Origin of the sequence: Vibrio sp. ER1A, from assembly GCF_000733315.1 — a bacterium.
Taxonomy (GTDB): domain Bacteria; phylum Pseudomonadota; class Gammaproteobacteria; order Enterobacterales; family Vibrionaceae; genus Vibrio; species Vibrio mediterranei.
Window position 1 is genome coordinate 242,339 of sequence record NZ_JPJA01000084.1, and the last position, 20,695, is coordinate 263,033.

Annotated in this window: 21 protein-coding genes; 6 read left to right on the plus strand and 15 right to left on the minus strand. The window is 43.4% G+C overall.

Going from position 1 to position 20,695, the window contains the following annotated elements; translation table 11 throughout:
* Nucleotides 1-10 precede the first annotated feature (10 nt).
* The 3 genes from ileS to murJ form a co-directional block, all read right to left on the minus strand.
* Nucleotides 11-2,839 carry an isoleucine--tRNA ligase gene (gene ileS, locus HW45_RS06000; RefSeq protein WP_006075371.1) on the minus strand — a complete coding sequence of 943 codons (2,829 nt, stop codon included), beginning with the start codon at nt 2,837-2,839 and terminating at the stop codon, nt 11-13.
* Between the two features lie 62 nt (nt 2,840-2,901).
* Entirely contained in the window at nt 2,902-3,837 is a 936-nt protein-coding gene (gene ribF, locus HW45_RS06005) for a bifunctional riboflavin kinase/FAD synthetase (protein ID WP_038225512.1), read from the minus strand.
* A gap of 69 nt (nt 3,838-3,906) precedes the next feature.
* Nucleotides 3,907-5,469 carry a murein biosynthesis integral membrane protein MurJ gene (gene murJ, locus HW45_RS06010; RefSeq protein ID WP_038225514.1) on the minus strand — a complete coding sequence of 521 codons (1,563 nt, stop codon included), beginning with the start codon at nt 5,467-5,469 and terminating at the stop codon, nt 3,907-3,909.
* 258 nt (nt 5,470-5,727) lie between these two features.
* Between murJ and rpsT the strand changes: the two genes are divergently transcribed.
* Nucleotides 5,728-5,988 carry a 30S ribosomal protein S20 gene (gene rpsT, locus HW45_RS06015; RefSeq protein ID WP_031493675.1) on the plus strand — a complete coding sequence of 87 codons (261 nt, stop codon included), beginning with the start codon at nt 5,728-5,730 and terminating at the stop codon, nt 5,986-5,988.
* A 64-nt stretch (nt 5,989-6,052) separates the two neighbouring features.
* Here rpsT and HW45_RS06020 read toward each other — a convergent pair whose 3' ends face one another.
* Both HW45_RS06020 and nhaR read right to left on the minus strand, forming a co-directional pair.
* Nucleotides 6,053-6,352: an ArsR/SmtB family transcription factor gene (locus tag HW45_RS06020; protein WP_006075375.1), complete on the minus strand. Its 300-nt coding sequence runs from the start codon at nt 6,350-6,352 to the stop codon at nt 6,053-6,055.
* A gap of 177 nt (nt 6,353-6,529) precedes the next feature.
* Nucleotides 6,530-7,423 (minus strand): transcriptional activator NhaR, encoded by an 894-nt coding sequence (gene nhaR, locus HW45_RS06025; protein ID WP_006075376.1) that lies wholly within the window; start codon nt 7,421-7,423, stop codon nt 6,530-6,532.
* 406 nt (nt 7,424-7,829) lie between these two features.
* Here nhaR and HW45_RS06030 point away from each other — a divergent pair, with 406 nt between their 5' ends.
* Nucleotides 7,830-8,975, plus strand: a complete 1,146-nt coding sequence (locus HW45_RS06030; protein ID WP_031493676.1) for a Na/Pi symporter — start codon at nt 7,830-7,832, stop codon at nt 8,973-8,975.
* A gap of 67 nt (nt 8,976-9,042) precedes the next feature.
* Here HW45_RS06030 and HW45_RS06035 read toward each other — a convergent pair whose 3' ends face one another.
* Nucleotides 9,043-9,612 (minus strand): Slp family lipoprotein, encoded by a 570-nt coding sequence (locus HW45_RS06035; protein WP_038225516.1) that lies wholly within the window; start codon nt 9,610-9,612, stop codon nt 9,043-9,045.
* A 245-nt stretch (nt 9,613-9,857) separates the two neighbouring features.
* Here HW45_RS06035 and HW45_RS06040 point away from each other — a divergent pair, with 245 nt between their 5' ends.
* Nucleotides 9,858-10,181: a hypothetical protein gene (locus HW45_RS06040; protein WP_006075637.1), complete on the plus strand. Its 324-nt coding sequence runs from the start codon at nt 9,858-9,860 to the stop codon at nt 10,179-10,181.
* A gap of 113 nt (nt 10,182-10,294) precedes the next feature.
* Nucleotides 10,295-11,035 (plus strand): SDR family NAD(P)-dependent oxidoreductase, encoded by a 741-nt coding sequence (locus HW45_RS06045; protein WP_051867825.1) that lies wholly within the window; start codon nt 10,295-10,297, stop codon nt 11,033-11,035.
* Between the two features lie 42 nt (nt 11,036-11,077).
* Here HW45_RS06045 and HW45_RS06050 read toward each other — a convergent pair whose 3' ends face one another.
* The 5 genes from HW45_RS06050 to rppH are packed head-to-tail and all read right to left on the minus strand — an operon-like array spanning nt 11,078 to nt 16,373.
* Nucleotides 11,078-11,929, minus strand: coding sequence for a thymidylate synthase (locus HW45_RS06050; protein WP_038225520.1), 852 nt, complete (start codon nt 11,927-11,929; stop codon nt 11,078-11,080).
* A gap of 11 nt (nt 11,930-11,940) precedes the next feature.
* On the minus strand, nt 11,941-12,756 hold the full coding sequence (gene lgt / locus HW45_RS06055; RefSeq protein WP_038225522.1) for a prolipoprotein diacylglyceryl transferase: 816 nt from the start codon (nt 12,754-12,756) through the stop codon (nt 11,941-11,943).
* A gap of 33 nt (nt 12,757-12,789) precedes the next feature.
* On the minus strand, nt 12,790-13,581 hold the full coding sequence (locus HW45_RS06060; protein WP_038225523.1) for a sulfite exporter TauE/SafE family protein: 792 nt from the start codon (nt 13,579-13,581) through the stop codon (nt 12,790-12,792).
* Between the two features lie 21 nt (nt 13,582-13,602).
* Entirely contained in the window at nt 13,603-15,852 is a 2,250-nt protein-coding gene (gene ptsP, locus HW45_RS06065; RefSeq protein WP_038225526.1) for a phosphoenolpyruvate--protein phosphotransferase, read from the minus strand.
* A 2-nt stretch (nt 15,853-15,854) separates the two neighbouring features.
* A complete protein-coding gene (rppH, locus tag HW45_RS06070; RefSeq protein ID WP_038225527.1) occupies nt 15,855-16,373 on the minus strand; it encodes an RNA pyrophosphohydrolase in 519 nt (172 codons plus the stop codon).
* Nucleotides 16,374-17,001: 628 nt separating this feature from the next.
* Here rppH and mutH point away from each other — a divergent pair.
* Nucleotides 17,002-17,667 carry a DNA mismatch repair endonuclease MutH gene (gene mutH, locus HW45_RS06075; protein WP_038225529.1) on the plus strand — a complete coding sequence of 222 codons (666 nt, stop codon included), beginning with the start codon at nt 17,002-17,004 and terminating at the stop codon, nt 17,665-17,667.
* Between the two features lie 20 nt (nt 17,668-17,687).
* On the opposite strand, the gene HW45_RS06080 is transcribed toward mutH, so the two are convergent.
* Nucleotides 17,688-17,993: a DUF6482 family protein gene (locus HW45_RS06080; RefSeq protein ID WP_038225530.1), complete on the minus strand. Its 306-nt coding sequence runs from the start codon at nt 17,991-17,993 to the stop codon at nt 17,688-17,690.
* Between the two features lie 146 nt (nt 17,994-18,139).
* On the opposite strand from HW45_RS06080, the gene HW45_RS06085 reads away from it, so the two are divergent.
* Complete coding sequence (locus HW45_RS06085; RefSeq protein ID WP_038225531.1) at nt 18,140-19,174, plus strand: NADP(H)-dependent aldo-keto reductase; 1,035 nt, start codon at nt 18,140-18,142, stop codon at nt 19,172-19,174.
* 52 nt (nt 19,175-19,226) lie between these two features.
* Here the strand turns inward: HW45_RS06085 and HW45_RS06090 are convergent, their stop codons facing one another.
* From HW45_RS06090 to HW45_RS06095, 3 genes are all read right to left on the minus strand, one after another.
* Nucleotides 19,227-19,478 (minus strand): hypothetical protein, encoded by a 252-nt coding sequence (locus tag HW45_RS06090; protein WP_038225532.1) that lies wholly within the window; start codon nt 19,476-19,478, stop codon nt 19,227-19,229.
* A gap of 114 nt (nt 19,479-19,592) precedes the next feature.
* The gene (locus HW45_RS30175) at nt 19,593-19,718 is read right to left on the minus strand and encodes a hypothetical protein (protein WP_268745541.1); all 126 of its coding nucleotides are present in this window, start codon (nt 19,716-19,718) and stop codon (nt 19,593-19,595) included.
* Between the two features lie 315 nt (nt 19,719-20,033).
* Nucleotides 20,034-20,681: a MurR/RpiR family transcriptional regulator gene (locus tag HW45_RS06095; protein ID WP_038225533.1), complete on the minus strand. Its 648-nt coding sequence runs from the start codon at nt 20,679-20,681 to the stop codon at nt 20,034-20,036.
* Nucleotides 20,682-20,695: the final 14 nt, after the last annotated feature.

Consider the following 20,695-nt stretch of genomic DNA (forward strand, 5'->3'; position numbering starts at 1 on the left):
TTACTGTCAATTAAGCAAACTTACGAACTTCACCTTCACCTGCGATGTTCGAAACACAGCGACCACAAATCTTCTCGTGACCTTCGATCGTGCCTACATCTGGAGTATGGTGCCAGCAACGATCACATTTCTCGTTTTCCGTTGCCTTAACTTCAACAAACAGACCTTCAACTTCTGTCTCTTTCGCAGCGTCAGTTTTCTCTGATAGCGGCTTAACTGTTGCTGCTGAAGTAAGAAGTACAAAACGCAGCTCATCTTCAAGCTTGTTGATGGTTGCTGTCAGTGTATCATCTGCATATAGAGTAACTTCTGCTTGTAGTGCACCACCAATGATTTTTTCTGCACGTGCAGATTCAAGTTGCTTGTTCACCGCGTTACGAACTGACTGGATTTCAGTCCAGAATTCGTTGCTTAGCTCTTCGCCTTCAGCAAGACCGAATAGGCCATCGAACCACTCACCTGCAAACACAAACTTGTCACGTTGACCCGGCATTTCATTCCAGATTTCGTCTGCTGTGAACGACATGATTGGCGCCATCCAACGAACCAGAGCTTCTACGATGTAGTAAAGTGCAGTTTGACAGCTACGCTGTGCGTGACCACCCAGTTTCGCTGTATATTGACGGTCTTTGATCACGTCAAGATAGAAAGAGCCCATCTCGATAGAGCAGAACTGCATTAAGCGTTGTGTTACAGCGTGTGTGTTGTACTCACCGTAAGCTTTCACAATCTCTTCTTGTGCAGCTAACGCACGACCAACCGCCCAGCGGTCAAGTGCTACCATTTCATCAGCAGGAACAAGATCCGTTTCTGGGTTGAAGCCATTTAGGTTCGCTAGGAAGAAGCGAGCTGTGTTACGAATACGACGATAAGCATCAGCAGAACGCTTAAGGATTTCATCAGAAACCGCTACTTCACCAGTGTAGTCTGTTGAAGCTACCCACAGGCGAAGGATATCTGCGCCCAGTTTGTTGGTAACATCTTTTGGAGCTACAACGTTGCCAATAGATTTCGACATCTTACGGCCGTGACCATCAACCACAAAGCCATGAGTCAGCACTTGTTTGTATGGTGCTTCGTCTTTCATCGCAATAGACGTAATTAGCGACGATTGGAACCAACCACGGTGTTGGTCAGAACCTTCTAGATATAGGTCAGCACTATTGCCGTTATACTCTTCACGTGCATCCACAACAGAGTAGTGTGTCACACCTGAGTCGAACCATACGTCTAGTGTATCAAGCACTTTCTCGTAGTTGTCGGCTTCATCACCTAATAGTTCAGCAGGCTCAACATCCCACCAAGCTTGAATGCCTTTTTGTTCAACAAGTTGAGCTACTTTTTCGATAAGCTCTAGCGAATTCGGATGAAGCTCAGCAGTTTCTTTGTGAACAAACAACGCAATTGGCACACCCCATGTACGCTGACGAGAGATACACCACTCAGGGCGACCTTCAATCATACCTTCGATACGGCTTTGACCCCACTCAGGCATCCACTCAACACCTTTAATTGACTCTAGTGCTTTAGCACGCAGGCCAGCTTGGTCCATCGATACGAACCATTGTGGTGTTGCACGGAAGATGATTGGCGTCTTATGACGCCAGCAGTGTGGGTAGCTGTGCTCGTAAGCGTGGTGATGCAGTAGCGCACCTTTTTCTTTAAGTACTTCTACAACGGCATCGTTAGCTTTAAATACATGCTGACCAGCAAATAGCTCAGTGTCAGGTAGATAGACACCGTTAGAACCTACAGGGTTCGCAACTTCTAGACCATATTTTTGGCCTACAGCAAAGTCTTCTTGACCGTGGCCAGGTGCTGTGTGCACCACACCAGTACCAGAATCGGTAGTTACGTGATCACCAAGGATCGCTGGTACCGTAAAGTCATAGAATGGGTGGTTGAACTGAGATAACTCAAGATCTGCACCTTTCGCAAAACCTAGGTTATGGAAGTGCTCGATACCAGCACGATCCATCACATCTTTTGCTAACTCAGACGCAACGATAATACGCTCTGGGTTGTCACCTTCCGTTTGAATCAATACGTACTCTAAGTCATCACGTAGACAGACTGCTCGGTTTGCTGGCAGAGTCCAAGGTGTTGTTGTCCAGATGATGATTGAAATATCACCCTGTCCTTCATGACCTTCATTCAATGAGAATTTAGAGATAAGCGCGCTTTCATCAGCCGCTTTAAAACGTACATCAATAGAAGGAGAGACTTTATCTTTATATTCTACTTCTGCTTCTGCTAGTGCACTACCACAATCTGTACACCAGTGAACAGGCTTGAAGCCTTTCAATAGGTGACCTTTATCAGCAATTTTGCCAAGCGCACGAATAATGTTCGCTTCAGTATCAAAGTCCATTGTGCGATAAGGCTTATCCCACTCACCAAGAATACCTAGACGTTTGAAGCTCTCTTTTTGACCTTCAACTTGGCCTTCTGCATAAGTGCGACACTTTTCGCGGAACTCAGCAGCCGTTACCTTCTGACCTGGTTTGCCAACTTTCTTTTCTACCATTAATTCAATTGGTAGACCGTGGCAATCCCAACCAGGAATATAAGGGGCGTCAAAACCTGAAAGTGTTTTGGATTTAATAATAATGTCTTTAAGAATCTTATTTAGTGCGTGACCAATGTGAATGTCACCGTTCGCGTATGGAGGTCCATCGTGCAGTACGAAGGATTTTTTGCCTTTCTTAGCTTTACGGATCTCACCGTAAAGATCTTCTTTATACCAACGCTTAAGCATTTCTGGCTCACGATTTGCCAGATTGCCGCGCATAGGAAACCCTGTTTCAGGTAGGTTCAGGGTATCTTTATACTCACTCATCGATTCTTAATTCCGTTGTATTGGGCGAAAGTTAGACATTATGTTAGCGGTGGAATCTTCCGCTAACCCTTAAACTGACGTAGCCACACCCTTGCTACATCAGCATCCAATTCTATTTGCTGCTTAAGCAGCTCAAGTGACTCGAACTTTTTCTCATCACGAATTTTATGCAATAAAGCGACTTCAATTTGCTTACCATAAAGGTTGCCTTCAAAGTCGAAAATATGCACCTCTAAATCTGGGGTTGTCCCTGCTACTGTTGGCTTTTTACCAACATTAGCAATGCCAGGTAACGGTTGACTATCAACCCCATAAACCTGCACAGCGTATACACCACGCACAGGTGACACATAGCGTTTCAAAGAAATGTTAGCGGTTGGAAAACCAAAATCACGCGCCAATTTTTGACCGTGAGCCACTCTCCCAGACAGCGTATAATGACGCCCTAACATTTCTGCACTCTCATCAAGATGATCACTTGCTAGTGCTTGGCGAATCGCCGTACTGCTCACACGTGTGTCTTCTACACAGAAACTAGCGGTATTCACCACCTCAAAGCCGAACTCTTCACCGGCTTTTTTGAGCATATCGAAGTTGCCTTCACGCCCTTTGCCAAAGCGAAAATCATCGCCGATAACAAGGAACTTAACACCCAATTTATTCACCAACAAGTCTTTGATAAAAGACTCCGGTGACATGCTGGCAAAGCGGCGGTTAAAGTTGACGCACAATAAACGATCCAAGTGCATTGCTTCAAGCAATTCAAACTTGTCACGAAGACGAGTCAGTCTAGCCGGCGCTTTATCCTTAGCAAACAATTCCATCGGTTGCGGTTCAAAAGTCATTACTACAGCAGGCAAACCCAAAAGCAATGCTTTCTTCTTCACCTGTTCGAGTACACGTTGGTGCCCCAAATGCACACCATCGAAGTTTCCGATGGTTAACACACAGCCATGGTGCTGACTTTTTAGGTTATGTATGCCTCGAATGAGTTCCATGAAACGACTAAACCACCTGCTTAATGAAATAATACTAGTGTGAAACCGACGGATTATAACCAATCATTGTTAATCTGTCGCTGCTTTTAGATCTCGAGCTCGAACACCAAGAACAAATAGACTAACTAGATAACTCACAGCGCCGATCAAAATCAATCCAATCAAGGTATACACACGCTCTGTTAAGCCCCAAGTCAGCCATTGCTGCATATCTTGTAGCTGCCAACGAAGCACTAGCACCATAACAACGGCTGCCATCACTAAACGTGCCACAAAACCAATAGTCTGGCGACTAATCTGGTAAACACATTGTAGGTGTAGCCCTCGGTATAACAACGCCATATTGATAAATGCCGACAACGCGGTTGCCATCGCCAGTCCAACATAACCATAGAAGTAAGCAAAAATAGCATTGAAGACCATATTAGACACCATGGCTACAATGCCATACTTCACTGGTGTTTTGGTATCCTGACGCGAGTAGTAACCCGGAGCCAGCACCTTAATCAACATAAAGTTAAGCAGACCAGATGCGTAAGCTAGCAGTGACAATGACGCTTGATGAACGTCGTGAGGGGTAAACTCTCCACGCATAAATAGGACCATCAGCATCGGCTTGGCTAACACCATCAGCCCCAACATGGCAGGAAGACCTAATAGGATAACCATTCGAACTCCCCAATCCATCGTACTAGCAAATCCTTCACTATGTGCATCCACGTGTTTGCGTGACAGCGCAGGAAGAATAACCGTCGCGATGGCAATTCCAAACAAGCCTAGAGGGAACTCAAGTAGTCTATCGGAGTAGTAAAGCCAGCTAATCGAGCCCGTGGCAAGAAAACTAGCAATAAAGGTGTCAAAAAGCAGGTTAATTTGGCTAACCGACACACCGAATAAGGCTGGAATCATCAAGGTTCTGATTTTCACGACGCCAGGATCGCGCCAGCCCCACTTAGGTTTTACCAATACGCCCTCTTTTATTAAGAAAGGCAATTGAAAGGCAAACTGGACAAAACCACCTAAGAATACACCAAGAGCTAAGCCAATTTCCGGCTGGGCAAGGTTTGGAGAAATAAACCACGCACAGAGGATAATCATGACGTTTAGAAAAACGGGGGTAAAAGAAGAAACAGCAAACTTACCTAAAGTATTGAGAATAGCCCCAGATAACGCCACAAAGGTGATGAACCATAAGTAAGGGAAGGTAATCTTAAGCATCAAGCTGGCAAGCTCAAACTTAGGCGCAGCAGGCCCATCATTCAGCCAATCTAAGAACCAACCGAAACCAAATAGTGCAGTGACAACACTTGACCCTATCACACCTAATAACGTCACTATTGTCACAATGACGCCTAAGGTACCTGACGCTTTCGCTATTAAATCACGAGTTTTATCTTTATCTCCTGATGCGTGGTACTCCGTTAACACCGGAACAAATGCTTGAGAAAAAGCGCCTTCAGCAAACAGGCGACGTAAAAAGTTAGGAATCTTATTCGCAAAGAAGAAAACATCTGCGCTTGCACCTGCCCCCATAAGGTTGGCAACTACAACGTCTCGTACCAGTCCCAATACACGAGACACCAGCGTCATGGCACTAACAATCATGCCTGACTTAAGAAGGCGTTTACTCACAATAACCTCTGAATTACCTAGCCAATGCCTGCTATTTATCGGATTCAATAGCGTTTGTTATTGAAGAGAGGATTAGTATTAGCATTGGTCGAAAAATACTGTTAGAATCCCCGCCATCTTAACCGCGATAGCCCACAGATATCAAAAGTTGTTTTGTATCGTCGGGTTTTTGCACAAATCATTTGACAATTAAGCGCAAATGAGGGATATTCCTCGCCCTTAAATTGTCACCGAACTAAGTTTTTGGGAGTTAGACCCTTGGCAAACAGTAAATCTGCTAAGAAGCGCGCTATCCAAGCTGAGAAACGTCGTCAGCACAACGCTAGCCGTCGCTCTATGATGCGCACTTACATGAAGAAAACAATCGCAGCTATCGCAGCTGGCGATAAAGAAGCAGCAACTTCAGCATTTGCAGAAGTTACTCCAATCCTTGACCGCATGGCGACTAAAGGCCTTATTCATAAGAATAAAGCAGCTCGTCACAAGGCACGCTTCTCTGCTGCAATCAAAGCTCTATAATTTAGACTTTGTATTGTGTTAAAAAAACCGGCTAATGCCGGTTTTTTTGTATCTAAAAATCACACTATTCTGAGCTGCAATAAAGGCCGTGTAATAGTTCAATCAACTGACGAACTTCTTTACTACTTAATGTGTAGTAGACCGTTTGCGCTTCTTTTCTCGTCGACACTAAGCCATCTCGACGCAGCCAGGCTAAATGCTGTGACAATGCTGACTGACTGAGTTCTAATCGAGTACACAATTCCCCTACTGATAACTCTGTATTGTGGAGCATGCACAGAATTTGCAGGCGTCTCTCATTAGCCATCGCCTTAAGGAGAACTACCGCTTGTGATGCGTTTTTTTCCATCTCCTGCAAGTTCATACTTTACCTCTATGTTTTATCCGTCTTTATTTACTTTTCTATTACTTAGGCACTAACCATCTTTCTCGTAATAAATCCATAAATCTCATCACATTTTACATGGATAAAAATGTTGTTAGTAGCGCTTTGTTTAAAATAGTGTATTTCTCTTTACCAATTTGTTACCTAACTCCAATCTTAGAACGCTAGCAAATCGGTGAAATCTGCTTCACAAACACTCTTTACCGCCGGATGTTGAATCATTCGCTCTGCAAAAATAACGTAATACTCTTCTTTCAAATCTTCAATATCGCCAATTAGTTGAAGGTGGCGCTTATCTCTCATCTCTGACATATAAATACTTGGAGCAAGAAAGATGACATCCTCTTTATACATAGAGAAGGCTTTCATCAACGCAACATCATCAAATTCACCAAGAATATTAGGTTGAATACCCTGTTGATCAAACCACTGCAGTACTTTACGTCCCATTGAGGTACGACTACCGGGTATCAGCAAACGTCTTTGTTCAAGAATCTCAGGGAAACTCACATTATCGATATAGCCCGACGTAAAGAAACTCATGCGGCTTTCACCTAACTTCTTACTAAACAAACCAGGACTTTGACTTGAATCCACAGGACAGTCCGATAGGATCATATCTAGCTTATGCTGAGCCAATTGCTCCAGCAACATTTCGTGAGTGGATTCAAAACAGCGTAGATGAATACTGTTGTCTGGCGGGATAGTGGTCATCAATATTTTACTGACCAGGCGTTTAGAAAGAGCATCCGCCACACCAACATCGAACAGTACATTCGAACGCTGGCTATAGTTTACGATATCCAACATTTCGTAGCTTAAACCAAACATGCGGTCAGCATACTTATATACCAACTGCCCTAACTCAGTTGGCTCAACACTACGCCCATTTCGCTTAGTGAGCTTACCGTCCATTCTCTCTTCTAACGCTTTAATCTGCCCTGTTACTGTTTGAGGCGTTAAAAATAACGCATCGGCGGCTTTCGTAACCGAGCCTTGTTTGCAGACCATCCAGAAATAATAGAGGTGATTATAGTTAAGGTGTGACATGCGATATCGCCTAAAATGAGTGTGTTTCATTTATAGCAAAATCTGCACCAAGCGACAATATTCGATAAAACTTACGTTACAATTAAAATACAATGAAATTTCCGAATGTTTAATTGTCACATTCGCCACCTCACTGTCATATAAGCATCATAATTCTCGCTCTAAATCGAATTTATTCATTGATGACGGCAAATTAATCTCTTTTTCTCCTAAAGAAAACAGTCTTTAAAAATCAATAGTTTATATAAACAAAAAATACCGACAAGTACAAAAACCAAGCAAACATCGCAGTTAATTAACACAGAAATAGAAACGTCATATTTCTGTAATATTTGAGATCTAATATCGCCTCAGATTCAACAACAGGCCAACTTACGAATTACACGGCCAAATGGAGAAAACTATGATGAACCAAGCAACAACAGCTGCGACTCCAATGTCGAATACGACGCGTTGGTTACGCTGGGCTAACTTGGCGTTCATGCTTTATTTATTGCTACTTGCTGTTTCAATGGTGGGTAGTGGCTTTAAAATGGCAACAGGTGAACATGCAAAAGTCCTATTTGAATTTGCCTCACACCCTGTAGCTGGGTTAATGATTGGTCTAGTTGCTACTGCACTAATTCAGTCTTCTAGTACCGTCACTTCGATTATTGTTGGTTTGGTTGCTGGTGGTTTACCTGTAACGACAGCCATCCCTATGATCATGGGTGCAAACATTGGTACTACGGTTACTAATACACTAGTAAGTTTGGGTCACGTTCGTTGTAACACTGAGTTTAAACGTGCTTTTGCAAGTGCAACGATCCATGACTTCTTTAACCTGCTAGCCGTTGCTATCTTCCTTCCATTGGAGATGATGTTTGGCATTCTAGACAAAATCTCTAGCTGGCTTGTATCACCAATGCTAGCAACAGGTGACATGAGCATGAAAGGCCTGAACTTCATCAAGCCAATCACCAAGCCTGTTGTAAGTGCGATTCAGGAGCCATTAAGCTCATTTGGCAGCGTAACAGGTGGCGTACTACTGATTGTTCTTGGTATTGCAACTATCTTCGTGGCGATTACTGTTATGGGTAAGCTAATGAAGAGCCTGATGGTTGGCCGTGCACGTGAAATTTTGAAAAACGCTATTGGTCGTGGTCCGCTACATGGTATCGCATCAGGCTCTATCGTTACGATTCTTGTGCAATCTTCATCAACAACGACCAGCTTAATGGTGCCTCTCGTTGGCTCAGGTGCGCTGAAAGTTCGTGATGTTTACCCATTTACACTAGGTGCGAATATCGGTACATGTATCACTGGCTTACTAGCAGCGACAGCAGTTTCTGGAGAATACGCAGTATTCGCATTGCAAATCGCGCTGGTGCACCTGGTATTCAATATCATGGCAACCGTCTTTATCTTCGGTATTCCATTCTTGAGAGAACTGCCAGTGAAAGGTGCAGACTATATCTCGGACATGGCTATCAAGAACAAAGCCGTCGTCGCTGGTTACCTCGCTTCTATCTTTGTTGTTATTCCAGGCACTATTCTAGCGCTAACAGCATAGACACTAAGCAGCCAGACGTAAGCTCTACTAAAAAGGCCCAGCTACATTTAGCTGGGCCTTTTACTATCTAGAAATCACCGTAGTCATAATCAAAGTCATCATAGTGCTCGATCAAATCGGCGTCGTCGATATCATCCCAGTAATAATAGCTGTCGTAATAGTAGTTATAATATGGGTCACCAACATAATAAGTTTTAATGCGTTTATCTTCAGTCCAAAGATAGTAGTTTGAAGCTTTTAATACCGGAACCTTAAGCTCCTGTTGCCCAACCGTAATTGAAGTCATGCCTTCTATAACACCAACAAATGTCATTGATTTACCTTGAGTAAACGCCTTAGGGTCTAAGAACCTATCGACATTAACGACAAATCGCTGACTGCCCTGCTGAGTCTCATCAGGACGACCTTTTGAGTCCAATGCAAATTGACTAATTTGTAGCTCACTGGTGTTAGGAGTTAAATTGGTCAAATTTGCAATCACTCCACCCCATCTAGCTGGCTGGCCGACATACGGTGTCGCCTCTTTTACCGCTTGGTTAAACTCAACCAATAACTTCTCATCAGCGACTTGGATTTCGTTAGGCGCACCGCTGCATCCCATTAATATAAGACTCAACGCCATCCCTAGTAATCGCATGCTCCGTCTCCACTGGTTCTTTTAACCCAAGTATGAGTGACTTATTTACTATCTCGCAAGTGCCTTATAACTCCTTTTCTGGATTTATTAACGATACTATCAGTGAGGAAAATCCATTCCCTTCTGTTAATTACGCTCAACAATAAACACACTCTAAACTAACCAAGGTTTGACGAGATGTTACTTATAATAACCAATTCAATCACTTAGGCTAATAGGCAAACTCATCAATCGAGAAACAAACCATGAAACTCAAGTTCTTTGCCCTAGCTCTAATCTTATCTTCACCGAGTTATGCCTATTACTGTGACCAAACCGCTGAAGGCGCTATTGATGGTGCAGTCGACGGGGCGATTACTGGTGCAGTCGTTGGCGGTATTGTAGATGGTGGTTCTGGCGCTGCTGCTGGAGCAGCTATTGGTGGCGGTGCTGGCGCAGTGGCGGGAACCATCGACGGTGCATACGATGAAGGAGCCTGTGAAGTGGCGACGGATGTTGTCGTAGAAGAAGAGATTATTGAAGAAGAAATCGTTGAAGAGGAAATTATCGAGGACGCCTATTACGACTAAGCATTACCATTGACAGCATAATGTATGGGACAGAGTAACATTCCCCTTGTTACTCCCCTTTTGATAGTCCCATCGATAGACTGGCCTAAATGTCGTCAACAAAAAGGTCAGTCATGCAGAAAATTGCCTTAGTCACCGGTGCTTATCAGGGTATCGGCTTAGCCACCTCAGAGTTATTAATGGAACAAGGCTTTCATGTCATCATGGCCGACATTCAATCCTGCTCAGCATTAGTTAATGATTTTCGCCAGAAAGGCTATACCGCCTCCCACCTTAAATTAGACCTCGCCATGTCATCGATCTTTCCTGCGGTTGCTAATAAGATAGAAGAGCAGTTTGGTCGCCTTGATGTACTCGTTAATAATGCAGCTATCTTAGTCGATCTTGGTAGACATCCTTCTCTTATTGATGAAGATACCTACCGCCGAGTGATTGAGGTCAACCAAATTGGTCCTTTCTTACTGACTCGAGCTCTAACACCACTCCTCAAAAAGTCCTCACAAGCCAGAATAGTCAATGTATCAAGTCAAGCTGGGCAACTTGCTCAACTTTCTGACATGGCCTCACCGATTAAAGATGATGTATGCGCAGCCTATCAATCCTCAAAGATTGGTGTGAATGCCAACACGGTATTATTCGCAAAAGAGCTAGAGCCATTTGGAATTAAAGTAAACTCATACTGCCCTGGGTGGGTTGATTCAGGAATGAATTTGGATGAGCTGCCTGATTATGGTGAACATATTCGATTAAAGTCCCCCAAAGAAGGCGCTGATACAGCCATTTGGTTAGCAACGCTCGATGCCGATGGACCAACGGCGGGATTCTTTAGTGAAAGAGAGAAAATTAACTGGTAGCTCTCGTTAAAAAATAAGGCCGAGCAATGCTCGGCCTTATTTTCAGACAGAAAATGGATAGCGAATAGGCTCGTGACACTCGTAACCTTCTACTTCAAAGTCATCAAGCGTCACCCAGGTTTCTAAGTCTTCAAGCGTCTTAATCTTTGGGTTGATACGGAACGTCGGAGCCGCCAGTGGTTCACGTTTTAGCTGAACATCTCGCATCAACTCCAATTGGTCTTCATAAATATGCGCATTAACGATCTTATGAAATGCTTGTCCCGGCTTTTTACCGGTAATCTGAGCCATAATCGCTAGGAACACATAGACTTGAACCATATTGAAGTTTAAACCAAGGGGTACGTCACACGAACGTTGCGTACTGTTTAAATACAGCGTATCACCTAATAGCGAAAAGTGATGGCTGTACATGCATGGGCGCAAACACCCCATATGAAACTCGCCTGGATTGTAGAAGTTTAAGATCTCACCACGATCATCAACCCCTTTGCTTAAGTCATCCACAATCTTACGCAGTTGATCTATATGACCACCACCTGGCTTAGCCCATGCACGACCCTGCACACCATAGACACGGCCCATATCATCTTCACCTTTACGGTAAGAATTGTTCAGCCACGCTTCATTTAAGTTCGCGTTAGCATCCCATGTTTTGGTTCCTAACTTGCGAAAGTCTTCAGCGTTATCGTAGCCGCGAATATATCCCAATAGCTCAGCTACGGCTGCTTTCCAAAAGCTCTTTCTTGTAGTAACTAGAGGAAATGCGTTGTTGGCGACATCATAGGTCAGATCTGCGTTGATTACGGTTAAACAACGTTTACCCGTACGCTCATTTTCAATCCAAACACCTTCGTCAACGATTCGCTGACATAAGTCTAAATACTGCTTCACGACAATTCCTATTACTTTGATACTTTTTGTAGTTTCGGTCCGTTGACTTTGTATGCCCATGCAATCATTAGTGCACCAAGGATAATCATTGGTGAAGACAAGATTTGGCCCATAGAAATAAAGCCACCAAACAGTCCTAATTGTGCATCCGGTTCACGTACGAACTCGACCAAGAATCTAAATGTACCATAACCAAGAAGGAATAAACCTGACACAGCCCCTTCTGGGCGAGGTTTCTTGATAAACCAATTCAAAATTAAGAACAGTACAACACCTTCTAAGGCAAATTCGTACAGTTGAGACGGGTGACGTGGTAAAGGTCCGCCATTAGGGAAGATGATCGCCCATGGCACATCAGTCACTCGCCCCCAAAGTTCACTGTTCATAAAGTTACCTAGACGCCCCATACCTAAACCAAAAGGAACAAGAGGCGCGATGAAGTCTGCGACATTAAAAAACGTGCGTCCGTTCTTTCTGCCATACCAGAACATCGCGGTAATGACACCTAACAACCCACCATGGAACGACATACCGCCGGTCCATACTTTGAACAAGTAGAGCGGGTCACGTAGCAGTTCATCAAAACCATAAAATAGGACGTATCCTATGCGGCCGCCTAGCACCACCCCTAAGAAACCTGCAAACAACAGATCTGACACTTGCTCGCGCGTCCATCCTGAGTTTGGCTTGTCGGCTCTACGATTAGCTAACCACATCGCGAATGCAAAGCCGACAAGATACATCAAGCCGTACCAACGAATAGAAATGGGACCTAATTCAACAAGAACTGGGTCGATATTAGGAAACTGGATATATCCCTGAGACATAAAACGCTCACTTATCAGGTTTGAATATTGAGATTAAAACATCATTGAAAATGCAACGAATAATAAGAAGACTGCAAAAATCTTCTTTAGTTTCGGTGTTGGCATAGTTGTCGCCAATTTTGCACCAAATTTCGTTGTTAACATTGAGGTAGCAGCAATGGATAGCAAAGCCGGCAAGTAGACATAGCCGATACTGTACTCCGGTAGCCCTTGTGCTTTAGCGCCATGCATAATAAAGCCAATCATGCCTGCGATCGCGATCACGCAACCACATACTGATGAAGAGCCTACCGCTTTTCTCATCTCAACGCCATGTTTACTAAGAAAAGGAACCGACATTGAGCCTCCACCAATCCCCGCTAAGCTCGAGACCATGCCGATTCCCGCACCACAACAAGTTGTGATAAAAGGACTAGGAAGATTACGCGTCACTTGAGACTTGATAGACAAAAACATCTGAATTGCCAGAAGCAGTACAATGACAGCAAACACCTTCGGTAGATAGTGAGAAGGAATCCACTCTGCAACATTGGACCCCGCAAATCCGCCAATCACCACCCCAGGCATAAGCCATTTAATAACAAACAAATCAACATTACCCAGTTTAAGATGGTTAAGTGCCGAAGAGCCTGATGTAATAATGATAGAGGCTAAGGAAGTCGCCAGTGCAATATGCATAACCATATCACTTGCGATACCAAATTTAGGTAGGATGAAGGCCAATGCAGGGACAACAATAAGTCCCCCACCAATGCCCAGCAACCCGGACATGGTACCGACTACTGCGCCAAGGCACAGGAGTAATAAGATCAGTTCGTAGTTCACATGTATTCCAAAAGGGTTGGTTTAAGACTTACCAGCACGGATGAAGCCAGCTAGTCCTTTATCCTCAAAGTAATCGCGCATTTGATTATAAATGGTTTCACCGTACGGTTGCATCAATGCTTTGTCAGCAAGTAACTTAAGTTCCTGCTGTGAGGTCTGTCTGAGCAAGTACTTCACTTTCGCGACGTTCGACGTGTTCATACTTAAAGTATCGTAACCAAGCCCCACCAGCAGCAAAGCACCAATAGGGTCACCTGCCAGCTCACCACAAATACAAACAGGAAGATGATACGACTGACAAGTTTCAAAAATATGTTTCATCGCCGCCAATACGGAAGGATGCAGGGTTTCGTAAATATCGGCCACCTGAGCGTTGTTGCGGTCAACAGCCAATAAATATTGCGTTAAGTCGTTCGTTCCAACCGATACAAAATCCACCTTCTGTGCCATAAATGGTAAGAGATACAGCATAGAAGGTACTTCGATCATAACGCCAATTTCCGGGCGTTTTACCTTCGGATGTTCTGCGGACACTTCTTGATAAGCTTGCTCAATAAGCGCCGTCGCGCCATCAAGTTCTTGTACTGACGACACCATAGGTAAAAGAATGCTTAAGTTATCTAATCCCTCGCTCGCACGAAGCATAGCGCGCAACTGAATCAAGAAAATATCAGGATGATCGAGAGTAAAGCGGATACCGCGCCAACCTAAGAAAGGATTGTCTTCATCAATAGGCAGATAAGGCAAAGGCTTGTCGCCGCCGATATCAAGCGTACGCATCACAACACGCTTCGTCGGATAAGCACCGAGCACCGAACGATACTGATGCACCTGCTCTTCTTCCGAAGGGAACTGCTGCTGAAGCAAGAAGGAAATTTCGGTTCGATATAACCCCACACCATCGACATTCTTATTCAAAGAAATACTAGTATCAGCGCTAAGGCCAGCATTCAGCATAATTTGGATGCGTTTACCATCATTTGTACTTGCTTCAAGATCAACGGTTTGTTCAACCATTCGAGACAACTCAGTCTCTTCTGTCACTAACTCTTGGTATTCAAGTAGTAATTCATTGCTAGGGTCAGGGAAAATCTCACCGCTATACCCATCAACGATACCAACCTTGCCACTTAAGCGCTCAGGGTTAGTGTTCACTCCCATAACGGCAGGAATTCCCATCGCTCTGGATAAGATAGCCGCGTGAGAGTTCGCCGCCCCCTCAAGAGACACCACAGCTAGTAGCTGTTCCTTGGGTACTGAAGCGAGAATGGACGCAGTAAGTTCACGCACAACTAGAATAACGGGCTCGTTGAACTCATGAATAGGCTGCTCAGTATTGTGCAAGAAAAACAGCAAACGCTGGCCCAGCTCTTTGACATCTTGAGCACGCTCGCGCATGTATACATCAGACATCTTGGCAAAACGGTTCGCATAACTTTCTACTACTTGGCGCAAAGCCCAGTCTGCTCGATCGCCTTTTTGTATCTGCGCTTTTAAATCATTGCGCAGCATAGGATCATTGAGTAAGTGAGTGAACAGATCAAATATTGCTAGTGCATCTTTATTTAATTCGAGATCCAACTTCTTACGCATGCGCTTAAAGTCAGCCAATGCATTTTCGATGGCGACCGATAGCGTTTCGTGTTCACGCGCAATATCTAACGCGGAAGCTGGGAATACATTGCTTAAGTCAGGTTGAGTGTTGTCCCACCAGATTGGGCCGATAGCTACTCCCGATGACGCCCCAATCCCTTTAATCACCGCCGTTTTATTATCGTCAAAGAAGCCATGTCCCTGTGCAGTTGCATGTGCTATCAAAACCGCAATCTGAGCTGCGAGTGTGACTAAGAAAGACTCTTCCATCTCGCTAAACTGACGCGACGTTTTTTGCTGGATAACCAAAACGCCAAGGACCTGTTTACGATGAATAATCGGTGTACCAAGGAAAGAATGGTAGATATCTTCACCAAGTTCTGGGAAGAATTTAAATGCGGGATGTTTGGCAGCTTCTGCCAAGTTAATCGGTTCGGCGGTTCGTTTTACAAGGCCAACTAGACCTTCGTTAAAATCGATATGGATAGTGTCGCCTTTGAAGGTCAGGCCCTGTGTTGCCATTAACTCCAAACGCTGTTTATCGTTATTTGCCAAATAAATTGTGCAGCATTCAGTATGCATAGCTGCACAAGTTTGTTGAACAAGAATTTCGAGGGCGGCGTGCACATCTTCAACCTTTGAAACGTGCTCAACTATATCCCTTAGTTGCGATAGCATACTTACCCTCTTCGATGCTTTCTCTTGCCTTTAAATTTACGTTCCTTAAACGGCATTGCCAATGATGCAAACTCTTTCATCGCACGTCGATACACATCCCGTTTAAAAGAAACCACTTGCCTGACTGGATACCAATAACTTACCCAGCGCCAACCATCAAATTCAGGGGTATTACCACGCTGCATGTTGATCTTAGATTCATCACAATCTAAACGCAGTAAAAACCATTTCTGTTTTTGCCCAATACAGACTGGCTTCGAATCCCAGCGTACTAATCGCTTGGGTAATTTATATCTCAGCCAATGGCGACTAACTGCAACGATTTTGACGTCGTTCTTGGTTAATCCCACCTCTTCATAAAGTTCTCGATACATGGCTTGCTCAGGGGATTCACCATCGTCAATGCCACCCTGAGGAAACTGCCATGAATGTTGTCCGTATCGCTTAGCCCAGAAGACCTGACCATGGTTGTTACAAATCACAATACCAACATTAAGTCGGTAACCATCGCCATCTATCACTGGCCAACCTCAATTAAATTTTCATTACCCTGATTTTTCCACATATCCCCAAGTTGAGCAAACTTAGTCGCCCGTAAATTTGAACAATTACCATTAAATGCTGCCATACTGGATAAGTTTCGCGCAAAGCCTTAGTTATCAACACAACAATGAGACCCAGCCCACATTTATTCACCTTTTCTGTGAATAACCATGTGAAGAATCTATGATCTTTACGACTTTTTGGTTCTTTTTCTACCAAGTCAAATGTTTCCAAGATCGAAGTGATAAAATTAAAATTATAATTTTCATTGACTTAAAGTTAAATCAATCAAGTAAAAGTCTCTAATTTACTACAAATAAATACACACACTCAGATCGGTCAAAGATCAACCTATGGCTATTTTATCCACACTGAAACTGTCGAGTTTCAAACAAACCTCGATTTATCAAGTGTTAATCCGCTTTAAAATACTGATGATTCATACAGCACATGGCAAATTCAACTTAGAGAATAAATTTTCTGTGGATAAGTCATGAATAGATCAAATCTCAAACAGACTGATCTTTTTTTATACCGATAAAATATTCATCGCCATGATAGAATAGACAGCTCCCTATTGGGTCAAAATTAATCTACAGCGTATTTATGAAACCTACCCCAACCTCCGAAACAGAACTATTACAACGCGCTCGTGATATCGCAGGATTAACATTTGGCGAACTCGCTGCACAGGCAGGCATGTGCGTACCAGATAACCTTAAGCGCGATAAGGGTTGGGTAGGACAACTACTTGAGTGGCACTTAGGTGCAAAGGCCGGAAGTAAGCCTGTTCAAGACTTCCCCGATATTGGCGTTGAGCTCAAGAGCCTTCCGATTAGCCATACCGGCAAGCCTTTAGAATCAACTTTCGTCTGTGTTGCACCACTTACCGGCATTCATGGAGTAACGTGGGAAACTAGCCACATACGCAATAAGCTGTCTCGTGTCCTTTGGCTGCCGGTTGAGGGTGAACGAGAGATCCCCGTTGCAGAGCGACATGTTGGCTCTCCATTAATCTGGAGCCCATCTCCAGAAGAAGAGACCATGTTGAAAAATGATTGGGAAGAATTGATGGAGCTTATTTCATTAGGTCAAGTCAATCAGATCACGGCCCACACCGGCGAGGTGTTACAAATTCGCCCTAAAGCTGCCAATAGCCGAGTGAAAACGGAAGCTTATGGTACTTCAGGACAAAAAATACGTACCCTACCCCGAGGTTTCTACCTCAGAGCACGCTTCACTGCTCATATACTTGAACAGTACTTTGTCTAAACCAAAAATTTTCGAACTAGTTAATGAAGTTTTAGCTCGATATCACAATAGCGATTCATTTCCGCACTGCCACATTCATCGTAAGCGTTATGCAATCTAAGGTACGCTTTTTCGATACCTAGTCGATGCAACTCCTCTTTCACCGAGTCCAACGACTCAAAATGAAGTGGCTCATCATCTTGTTTAATTGGTTCTAATTTATGTTTGTATTCCACTGCTAACAGATAGTGTGAAATATCAGCACAACCAATCACAAAAACTTTGGGTTGTTTATAAGTGTCTTTGTGATACCCATGTAGCCAACGATCGAGCTGATGTTTTTGCATATTCCACCCCCTTACTCTTTTTGTGGATAATGCGTTACTGATAAAAGTCAGTTTAGTAAAAATAATCACATTGGGTACTAAACAAGCAGATCTTTTACCAAAACGAGGTATAGTGGATAAAAACAACAACAAACAAGGAAGGCTCAATGAAATATCATAACCTCCCGCACTCTTCGCTAGAAATCAGCAAGATAGCTTTAGGGACAATGACGTTTGGTGAGCAAAACACCAAGCAGGAAGCATTCAGTCAGCTCGATTTTGCTCTAGAACGCGGTGTTAATTTGATTGATACTGCAGAGATGTATCCCGTTCCTCCAAGTGCTAAGACTCAAGGAAAAACAGAACAATATATTGGCGATTGGCTTTCGCATTCAGATAAAAGACAAAAAGTAGTCTTAGCGACTAAAGTCGCTGGACCGCGAAATATTCCTTATATTCGCGACAATATGAGTCTAGATAGACGCAATATACATTTGGCAGTAGACGATAGTTTAAGTCGTTTAAAAACCGATTATATCGATTTATACCAATTGCACTGGCCACAAAGAAAAACCAATTGTTTTGGACAGCTTAACTACCCTTATCCTGAAGGAAATGAAGAAGTTACACTAATCGAAACATTAGAAGCACTGAACGAACTCATCAAAGCTGGAAAAATACGCTATATCGGAGTCTCTAATGAAACACCTTGGGGAGTCATGACGCTACTTAAATTGGCCGAAAAACATGATCTGCCAAGAATTGTCTCGATCCAAAACCCTTACAACTTACTCAACCGTAGCTTTGAGGTTGGCCTTTCTGAAATTAGCCACCACGAAGGTGTGGAGTTACTCGCTTACTCACCACTCGCTTTTGGCTGTTTGAGCGGAAAATATCTCGATGGGCAACGTCCAGAGGGAGCGCGTTGCAGTCTATTTGAGCGATTTGTCCGTTACTTTACTCCGCAAGGTATTGAAGCAACACAAGCTTATGTGAACCTAGCTCGCGAGCATAACCTTGAACCAGCTCAGATGGCACTAGCCTTTGTTAATCAACGTCCATTTGTCGCTTCTAATATTATTGGTGCAACCAATCTTGAGCAGTTAGAAAGCAACATAAACAGCATCGACGTGGAACTCTCTGATGAACTCTTGAATGAACTTCAAGAAATAGGGGCTAAATATTCTAACCCATGCCCCTAAATAGGTTTTTCACACAGTATGGGCAGGTCGCGATAAGCGACCTGCCCTTTTTTTACGTAGCTATTCTAGAGTGTAATTCTCGACGAAGATGACGAGTTTTACGTTTCGCTACAATGTGAGGTGGAGCAACTTGGCCAAGTGGGCGGCCATGTTTATCGAAACCAATGTCCTTTAACAAGTGCTCATTGTGGAGTGGCAAGTGGTGTGCATTGCGACGGTAGCGTCGTCTCCACTCACGCTCTTCTTTTTGGATGTCTGCTTTAATAAGCCAAGTTGCAACTGTTAAGTAAATTGAAGTACGCATAGTTTTCTCCTAGAAAATAATTTGAGGAGAGAAATAGCGGTCAGGATATAAGGAGAAATGTTGTGATTCCTCAGTTGACTGCTATTTCCGCAGCCTCTTGAGGTTACGGACTAATTAAGCGTGTGCTGTATCGATTGACGGTTTATCCGCTGCCATTGCAGTAGATAGATCAGTCGAGATTCGATCCGCATGAGTAAAACGGCCAGCACAAATATTGATAAAAGAAATACGATTCATCATTTTCTGTGCCTCCATAATCACTTAATAATCCGAAATAAATTTGAAAGGTTGAGCGTAGTGCTCAGGGGTAATTCTTATGCAAATCGTTTATAAATTCAACGAATATGTTACAAAATAATTGAATAAGTATGATTGTTCTAACTAAATACAAATTCACTCTAGTGATACAAAGTATTTCGTTGAATATGTAAAGAAAATTAGAGAATGATTTTATTCTAGAGAAAAATCATCAGACTTTGTAAGACTCTGTCGTTGCACGAGAAAGATCACTTAAATTTGCTAGAAATAACAAATTACAGACAAATGATTGGTCTATTACCCCTCCAAAAGCGTTTGTCCAATAACATCGATAATTTTAAGCAACTGAATTTGCGACTCGCGCCGATATGGAGAAATACCGTCGACCTGCTCTTCCAAGTCAAGGTTAGTGTTAGCAATCGAAGCCAATGTCGAACCGATATGGCTAATAGCAAACACTTTCAACCCCTTACGCTTTGCATTATGTGCCATTTCCACAACTGCCTGCGTTTCACCGGACTTACTAACTAAGATCAACGTTCCTTTTTCAGCTCGAGCTAACTGATGAATATCGGTAATCACTAGATGAGGTATGTTCGCCAGCGATAAAAAACGCGATAAATAGGTCACGCTAACAATCGATGCTCCACGTGAATAGAGATAGACGACCGGAGACTGACTAAGTGCATTCGCGACAGATGAAATACGCTGCAATTGTGACTCTTCTTCATCCTTTGTCACTGTTTGCTTACGCAAGTCATTTTCAAGCCTGTATCGAAGCTCGGTATAGCTCGCATACCCCATTTTTTTGCACACTCGATTGACAGATGTCGTCGTCGTCAGCGCCTTATTGGCTATAGTTTTAGCCGAGATCTCATGTAACTCACCAGCATGAGTAATAAGATATTCGTAAATCGCTCGCTCAATGCCCTTAAAGGTATTCATCGCTTACACTTAAT